Raw genomic sequence first — 7,956 nt, 5'->3', positions numbered from 1 at the left:
CATCTGCTGGATGGCGCCCACCACCTGCTCAAGGCCCCGCTGATCGTGGTGTGGGACTGGCTGAACACCCACATCTCCAAGACGATGAAAGCGCTCGTGGCCGAGCGGGAATGGCTGACGGTGGTCCTGCTGCCCGGGTACGCGCCCGAGCTCAACCCGGTGGAGGGCCTGTGGGCGCATATCAAGCGGAGCCTGGCCAACCTGGCCGCCCGCGCCCTCAGCGAGCTGGAGACGCTGTTGCGCAGGCGGCTCAAGGCGCTGCAGTACCGGCACAGCATCCTCGGCGGGTTCCTCGCCGGGACTGGCCTCGCTCTCGACAGACCGAACTGACCCTAAAACGCCGAAGTCAGTAGGTCTTCGGGTTTCCGAGCCAGCCGCGTTCCTGGGCCAGCAGGGCGATCTGGAAGCGGGTCCGTGCGCCCAACTGTCTGCCCAGATCGCTGATATGTGTCTGAACGGTCCGGCGACTGAGCCGCAGGGCGCGCGCGATGGCGTCGTCCTTCATCCCGGCGGACATCAGGCGCAGGATGTCCCGCGTCCGACTTTGCAGAGCGCCCTCTTGACCTTCGGCGCTCGCGGTAGGCGAAGCGGGCCGGCTTTCCAGCGAGAGGGGCACCGCACGCTCCCATACGCTTTCGAAGAGGGCGGTCAGTACTTCCAGCAGCGTTGAGGAGTGTACGACGAGTGAGCCCGCGGCGGGATCGTCCTTTCGTAGCGGCATGATCGCCGCGGCGGCGTCGAATATGACCAGTTTCATGGGCAGTCCGGACAGGAGCCGCAACTCCCCTTCTGCGGCGCCCCGGAGGGCCGTCTCCAGGCATCCATCGTCCCCGATTCCGTCGCTGTCGTACACGGACCGGAGCCGGACACCGGCACGGACCGTGGCGCCCGCCGCGGTGGAAGCATCGGCAGGGGTGATCCGCGAGGTCACATACGGCGGCTTCGCGAAATGCAGCACCTCGTGCCGACTGCCCCGCAGAAGGTGCGCATAGCGGGCGCCGACCTGTTCATCGCTCTCGACGACCTCGAAGAGGTCCGAGGCGATCTGCCGGCCCGGGGCCGAGTGATAGACCTCGTGGAGTTGTTCCGCGTACAGCTCCGCCTTGGCCAACTCCTGTCGTTTGCGGGCCAGAAGGGCGCCCAGTGAGGAGCGGGGCGGGCTGGCGCTCCAGCACGTGGGCTGTTCTCCGACGTGTACGGCCAGGAGTTCGGCCTCCAAGGTCCGCAGGGTGGTCCGGGCCGCCGCGGCTGACACGCCGATCCCTGCCGCGACGGCGTCCTCGTCCGCGTCCGGATGGCTGACCAGGTATTCCAGTGCCTGCCTGGCGAGAGGGCCCAGGCCGGTGCCTACCCACAACTCATCTAAGGAGGACACGTTCATCTGCGACTCCTCGGAAGATCGGAACGAGGTTCACGCCGATGCTACGCAAGTGCGCAACTGCGCGGGTCTGCAGTCGGCGGATCTTGTCAGGCGCGGCTGCCGAGGCCAGGATAATCACAGGTCACCGGCGCGGTGATATCCGTTTTGACCACATGTTCCGGCCCGACAACTCCTGTGGTCGCCGCAGGGTGTGCACCCCGATCCCCAATCCCTGGTTGTTTGCAGCCGATTGAGAATTATTGCCGTGCAGAAATGGTCCTACGCGTTTTTTGAGCGGCGGGCCCTGTTGGCGTGGAGTTTTATTTCCGACCCCGGATCGGGGAATTCGCCCGTGTCCCATTTTGTGCAGAAAAAGACGCGTGACATGTACATGTAACACGGAGTTTATTGTCATTTGCGCCTTGAAGTACGCCAATTGATTCCGGCGAGTGTGAATACCCGCATTCTCCGTCGACCGGTAACCGCGTACGAGTCGACCCTTGCAAGGCAAACTGGGGAGTAACGTTTTGCGCACCTCAGCAAGAACCGGTTCGGCTTTACGCCGAAGAGCCGCCGCCTGCCTGACAGTCCTGAGCGCCGCCGCAATGACGGCCCTGGGCATACAGATACCGGCCCACGCGGCGGCGCCGTCCGTCTCTTCGGCCTCTCCGGCCTCTTCGGCCAAGAAGAAGGTCGCCCTCGAACCCTCCTGCTCCACCCCCAAGAAGGGCGAGGCTGCCTGCTTCGCCCTGCGCCGCACCGACACCAAGGCCGTCAAGGGCCTGCTGGCCGCCTCGGTCACCCCCAGCGGCTACGGCGCCGCCGACCTGCAGAGCGCCTACAGCCTTCCCGCCGACGGCGGTGCGGGCCAGACCATCGCCATCGTCGACGCCTATGACGATCCCAGCGCCGAGGCCGACCTGGCCGTCTACCGCGAGCAGTACGGGCTGTCCGCCTGCACCACCGCCAACGGCTGCTTCACCAAGGTCGACCAGCGCGGCGGTACCGACTACCCCACGCCCGACGCCGGCTGGGCCGGCGAGATCTCACTCGACCTGGACATGGTCTCCGCGGCCGCGCCGAACGCGCACATCCTGCTCGTCGAGGCGGACGAGCCGAGCTTCGAGGCCCTCGGAGCGGCCGTCGACCAGGCCGTCGCGCTCGGCGCCAAGTACGTCTCCAACTCCTACGGCACCAACTACAGCAGCACCCCGGGCAGCGGCGAGAGCCCCCAGGAGACGACGTACGACACCCACTACAACCACCCCGGTGTCGCCGTGGTCGCCTCCTCGGGCGACAGCGACTACGGGGTGTCCTACCCTGCCGTCTCCCCCTACGTGACGTCCGTCGGCGGCACCTCACTGGTCCGGGACGCCGGCACCGCACGCGGCTGGTCCGAGTCGGTCTGGAACCGCGACGGCTTCGGTCCGGGATCCGGCTGCTCCCTCTACGAGCCCAAGCCGGCCTTCCAGACGGACAGCGGATGCGACAAGCGCACCGTCGCGGACGTCTCCGCCGTCTCCGACCCGGCCACCGGCGTCGCGGTCTACCAGACCTACGGCGGTGGCGGCTGGCAGGTGTACGGCGGCACCAGCGCCGCCTCACCGATCATCGCGGGCGTGTACGCGGCCGCCGGGACCCCCGTCGCGGGTACGTACCCCAACTCCTATCCGTACGCCGCCTCCGGGACCGGTCTCCATGACGTGACCACCGGCGACAACGGCACCTGCACCCCCGCGTACCTGTGCACCGCCGGCGCCGGCTACGACGGCCCGACCGGCCTGGGCACGCCCGACGGCCTGGCCGCGTTCCGCAGCGGCCCGCACGGGAAGCTCTCCGGCACCGTCACCGACGACAGCACCGGCAAGCCGGTCGCCGGAGCCACCGTCACCACCCAGGGCGGCGGCACCGCGCACACCGCTGCCGACGGGACCTACTCGCTCGTCCTGCCGGTCGGCAGCTACGACATCAGCGTCGAAGCCTACGGCTATGCCACCCGCACCGCCTCCGGCGTCTCCCTCGCCGACGGTGACACCCTCACCAAGAACTTCGCCCTGACCCCGGTCCCCAGCCGGACCGTCTCCGGCAAGGTCACCGACGGCTCCGGCCACGGCTGGCCGCTCTACGCCAAGATCACCGCGGACGGCGTCCCCGGCGGCCCGGTGTGGACCGACCCCCTGACCGGCGCCTTCGACGTGAAGCTGCCCCAGGGCCACGACTACACCCTGCACGTGAACAGCGCCTATCCCGGCTACACCTCACCCACCAAGAAGATCACCGTCGCGGACTCCGACCAGAGCCTGAACATCCCGGTACCGGCCGACCCGTGGGCGCCCGCCGCTCCCGCCGGCTACTCGGTGCGGGACGAAGGCACCACCGAGCCCTTCGACTCGACCGACTCCGCCCCGAAGGACTGGAGCGTGGTCAACGCCGACGGGACGACCGGCGGCTGGGCCTTCGACGACCCGGGCTCGCGCGGCAACACCACCGGCGGCGACGGCGGCTTCGCCATCGCCGACAGCGACCACTACGGCGGCGCGGCGCACCAGGACTCGCAACTCCTCAGCCCCGTGTACGACTTCACCGACAACTCCGGACCCGAGATCGCCTTCGCCAACGACTACTGGGCCGTGGGGGGCCAGAGCGCGGACGTCGACGCGACCACCGACGGCGGCGCCACCTGGACCACACTCTGGTCCGCCACCGACACCACCTACGGCGCGCAGAAGGTCGAACTCCCGCTGACCGACTACGCCGGCAAGGCATCGGTGCAACTGCGCTTCCACTTCACCGGCTCGTTCGGCTGGTGGTGGAAGGTCGACAACGTTTTCATCGGCCAGCGCCACACCACGCCCCTCCCGGGCGGTCTGCTCACCGGCACCGTGACGGATGCCAACACCTCCGCGGGGCTGGTCGGCGCCACCGTGACGAGCAAGGACGACAACAAGCAGAGCACCGTGACCGTCGCCACCCCCGACGACCCCGCCCTGGGTGACGGCGTCTACGCCCTGTTCTCCGCCCTCGGCAGCCACGGCTTCACCGCGGCGAAGCCGCACTACACCGGGCTCGACAAGACGGTGAAGGTGCGGGCTGACAGCGCGGTCGGCGCGGACTTCGCACTCGGCGCCGGTCAGCTGACGCTGGACAAGACCTCGCTCACCGCGTCGGTCGGCTGGGGCGAGCAGACCACCAAGACCCTGACGGTCAAGAACACCGGCACGGCGGCCGCCACCGTCAAACTGGGCGAACAGCCCGGCGGATTCAGCATCGAGTCCGCGGGCGGCGCCCCGCTGAAACTGGTCAAGGGCACCTACTCCCCGCTGTCGAGCAAGGCCGCCGCGTCCGCCGCAGGCAGCAGCGCCAAGGTGGCCCCGGGAGCCGCCGGTGACGCCTGGGAGGCAGCGGCTGACCTGCCCGTGAAGCTGATGGACAACGCCGTCGCCACCAACGACGGGAAGGTGTACTCCGCTTTCGGCTTCAACGGCAGCGCCGACACCAAGGACATGTACGTCCTCGATCCGGTCGCCGGCACCTGGACCAAGCTGGCCGGCGCGGCGGACACCCGGGAGGACCCCGCCCACGGCTTCATCGACGGCAAGTTCTACGCCGTCGGCGGCTGGGGACCTGGCGGCGACCCCGACTCCAAGCTGGAGATCTACGACCCGGGAAGCGACACCTGGACCACCGGCGCCGCCTCGCCCAAGCCCTACGCCGGCTCCGGCAACGCCGTGCTCGACGGCAAGCTCTACGTGGTCGGCGGCTGCGGGGCACAATCCTGCGGCAGTACGGATGTCACCGCCTATGACCCGGCCGACGACAGCTGGTCCACGGTGGCCGACTACCCGGAGCAGATCTCCTGGAGTTCCTGCGCCGGCATCAGCGGCAAGCTCTACTGCGCCGGCGGTCTGAGCGGCAACAGCGAGGTCAAGCACTCCTACGTCTACGACCCCGCCACCAACGCCTGGTCACAGGTCGCCGACCTGCCGATCACCCTCTGGGGCTCCGCGTACACCTCCGCCAACGGCCTGCTCGTCACCGCCGGTGGCGTCACCCAGAACAGCATCACCAACCAGGGCTTCGCCCTCGACCCGCAGGCCGGCACCTGGACCGCCCTCCCCAACGCCGACACCGCCGCCTACCGCGGCGGAGGCGCGCTCGGCTTCTTCAAGGTCGGTGGCGGCGTCGCGCTCGCAACCCCCGCAACGACGGTGGAGGTCCTGCCGGGTTACGACCAGGGAGAAACGGGCGACGTCAGCTGGCTGAGCGAGAGCGAGCAGCAGCTCACCCTCCAACCTGGTAAGAGTGCGAAGGTGACGATCACCCTGGACGCCTCCGTGGCCGAGGTAACCCAGCCGGGCGACTTCACCGCCCAGCTGTCCGTCAGCTCCGACACTCCGTACTCCCTGCCCAGGCTCCCCGTGGAGATGCACGTCGCCCCGCCCAGCACCTGGGGCAAGATCACGGGAACGGTGCTGGGGGTCACCGCTGACGGCGGCACCGCGCCGATCGCTGGGGCGACCGTCCAGATCGACACCTGGGCCACGAGCTACACGCTGACGACGGACACCCACGGCGGATACGCCCTGTGGCTCGACGTCCGCAACAACCCGCTCACCGTCATCGTCGCCAAGGACGGCTTCCAGCCGACCGTCGCGACGGTGACGATCAAGAAGAAGTCCACTGTCACCAAGAACTTCACCCTGAAGAGAAAGTAGACCTGGCCGAAAGCCGGGGTGGGCCGCTCCCGAACGGGGCCGGCCCACCCCGGCCTTTTCGGGTACCAGCAGATGGTGGCGAACGCACGCTCGAAGCGTCGTACGGCCAGATCCTCGCGTGGGATCGCTCCGCAACGCGGGGGCTCACCTCGCCGGGCATGCTTGGTATGCCTGACGACTGGCCGTCCGGCAGCCGGGCGTGATGAAGCCGCACACCGAACAGCGTCGGGACGTGTCGGGGGCCGGGACCTTGTGCAAGGCGCCGCCGTACCGGGCGGCCTTGTGCGTCTGCATCGGAACCGTACGGTCCACCAGGAACTGGCCTTGCTTCTACGGCACTTGCGTGCGGCGGCGGGAGAGGGCGAGTGCGGCGTGAGCCCGGTGCACACGCCGCACTGAACGCGCCTCGGTTCAGGCGGTCGGGTAAGCCAGGTACTTACCGCTGAGGACGAGTTCGACCCGGTCGCCCTTGGGGTCCTCGCGTCGGTCGAGCCTCAGCCGGAAGTCGATGGCGCTCATGATGCCGTCGCCGAACTCCTCGTGGATCAGTTCCTTGATCGTGGGGCCGTAGACCGTGACGATCTCACGGAGACGGAGGATCACCGGATCCGAGGCCATGGCCGCGGCGTCCAGCCCGCGCGTGGGAGGGGTCTGGAGGACGGCGACGGCCTCGACGGGCAGATCGAAGATCCCGACGACCTTCTCCGCCTGGTCCTTCGAGAAGGTCATCTGGCCGAGACAGGCGGCGGTCACCCACTCCTTGCCCGTGCCCAGTTCACGCGCGACATCAGCCCAGGTGATGCCCTTCCTGATCCTCGTCTCAATGATCTGTTCGGTCAGCGTCATCCTGTTCACGAAGCGGTCTCCTTGATGTGGGTTGAGGGTGTCAGCGACCCTGTCAGCGCCTCGACGGCCTCGGCCGTCGTCCACGTCGCGGCGGCCAGGTAGCGGAAGTTGATGAGGGCGGAGAGGTAGCCGTCGCCTTCGGGGAGCCGGGGCCGGCCGTGGCGTCGCGGACGACGACCACCTCGAAGCCCTGCTCGACGAGTTCGCGCAGGTGGCCCTCGACGCACAGGTTGGCGGCCATCCCTGCCAGAAGTACCTGCGAGACGCCGCGCTTGCGCAGTTGGAGGACGAGTGAGCGGCTTGTTCGCTGAACTCCTTGCCCTGGCGCAGGATCGCTGACCGAGAGGCATCACGGCGGGGCGTCGACCTCTGGTCGTGCATGCGGCCGGGGCGGAACGCCCCGGCCCACAGCGTGCGTCCCTCGCCGTCGGTGACGACGGTCGCCTTCTTGGTGTTCATCTTCTTCTTGCCCGAGACGTACGCGCGACGGCCCGGCTTGTTCGCGCGCGGGCGGCGGACCTGGACCTCGGTGCCGTCAATGCGCAGCTCGACGCCCTCGGCGGCGGCATAGGCGAAGACGTCCGCCAGGGTACGAAGTCGCAGGTCGGGTGGCCGGGGACGGCGAAGCCGCGGGCCGCCAGCAGCGGACGGATCTCGCGGATCGCACGGGTGACCGTGGAGCGGTCTACCCGATAGAGCTCCGCCAGGGCCGCGTGCGGGAGTTGGAAGCGCAGCGCCACCAGGGTGACGACGACGCGGTCGACGAACACCAGCTCGTGGTCCGGGCCCGCCCCGGGCGCGCGCATACGCTCGTGACCTCGACGTTCTCGCAGCCGGGACTCCTCAGCTGCCATCCAGGCACCGGCGAACTCGACGACGAGTTTGCCGAGCCGCCGCGGCTGGAGGCCGGTGAAGATACGCTTGGACAAGGCCGTGCGGCCAGGGGCCTGCCGATCAATAACTCGTCGATCTTGGTGGGGATTAGGGGAGGGTGGGGTCGTGCCCGGCGATCGCGGCGAGTTGGTGTGCCGTGGT

The 7,956-nt window shown here is 68.7% G+C and carries 5 protein-coding genes and 1 pseudogene; 2 read left to right on the top strand and 4 right to left on the bottom strand.

What is annotated here, in order from left to right:
• Positions 1-330, top strand: a 330-nt coding sequence (locus tag ABZ656_RS54550; RefSeq protein ID WP_360279708.1) for a transposase, incomplete at its 5' end; no start/stop codon positions are given.
• 16 nt (positions 331-346) lie between these two features.
• Here ABZ656_RS54550 and ABZ656_RS54545 read toward each other — a convergent pair.
• On the bottom strand, positions 347-1,381 hold the full coding sequence (locus ABZ656_RS54545) for a helix-turn-helix transcriptional regulator (RefSeq protein WP_101408685.1): 1,035 nt from the start codon (positions 1,379-1,381) through the stop codon (positions 347-349).
• A gap of 584 nt (positions 1,382-1,965) precedes the next feature.
• Here ABZ656_RS54545 and ABZ656_RS54540 point away from each other — a divergent pair.
• Positions 1,966-6,075, top strand: a complete 4,110-nt coding sequence (locus ABZ656_RS54540; protein WP_101408686.1) for a carboxypeptidase regulatory-like domain-containing protein — start codon at positions 1,966-1,968, stop codon at positions 6,073-6,075.
• A 411-nt stretch (positions 6,076-6,486) separates the two neighbouring features.
• Here the strand turns inward: ABZ656_RS54540 and cynS are convergent, their stop codons facing one another.
• The 3 genes and pseudogenes from cynS to ABZ656_RS54525 all read right to left on the bottom strand — a co-directional run.
• Positions 6,487-6,921, bottom strand: coding sequence for a cyanase (gene cynS, locus ABZ656_RS54535; protein WP_101408731.1), 435 nt, complete (start codon positions 6,919-6,921; stop codon positions 6,487-6,489).
• A 52-nt stretch (positions 6,922-6,973) separates the two neighbouring features.
• Positions 6,974-7,162 carry a hypothetical protein gene (locus ABZ656_RS54530; RefSeq protein ID WP_360279711.1) on the bottom strand — a complete coding sequence of 63 codons (189 nt, stop codon included), beginning with the start codon at positions 7,160-7,162 and terminating at the stop codon, positions 6,974-6,976.
• 107 nt (positions 7,163-7,269) lie between these two features.
• Positions 7,270-7,775 (bottom strand): annotated as a pseudogene (locus ABZ656_RS54525) (transposase family protein); the annotation flags it as partial.
• Positions 7,776-7,956 lie beyond the last annotated feature (181 nt).

The organism is Streptomyces sp. NPDC007095, assembly GCF_040634475.1.
Lineage (GTDB): Bacteria > Actinomycetota > Actinomycetes > Streptomycetales > Streptomycetaceae > Streptomyces.
This window is presented reverse-complemented; position numbering and strand designations above follow the sequence as displayed.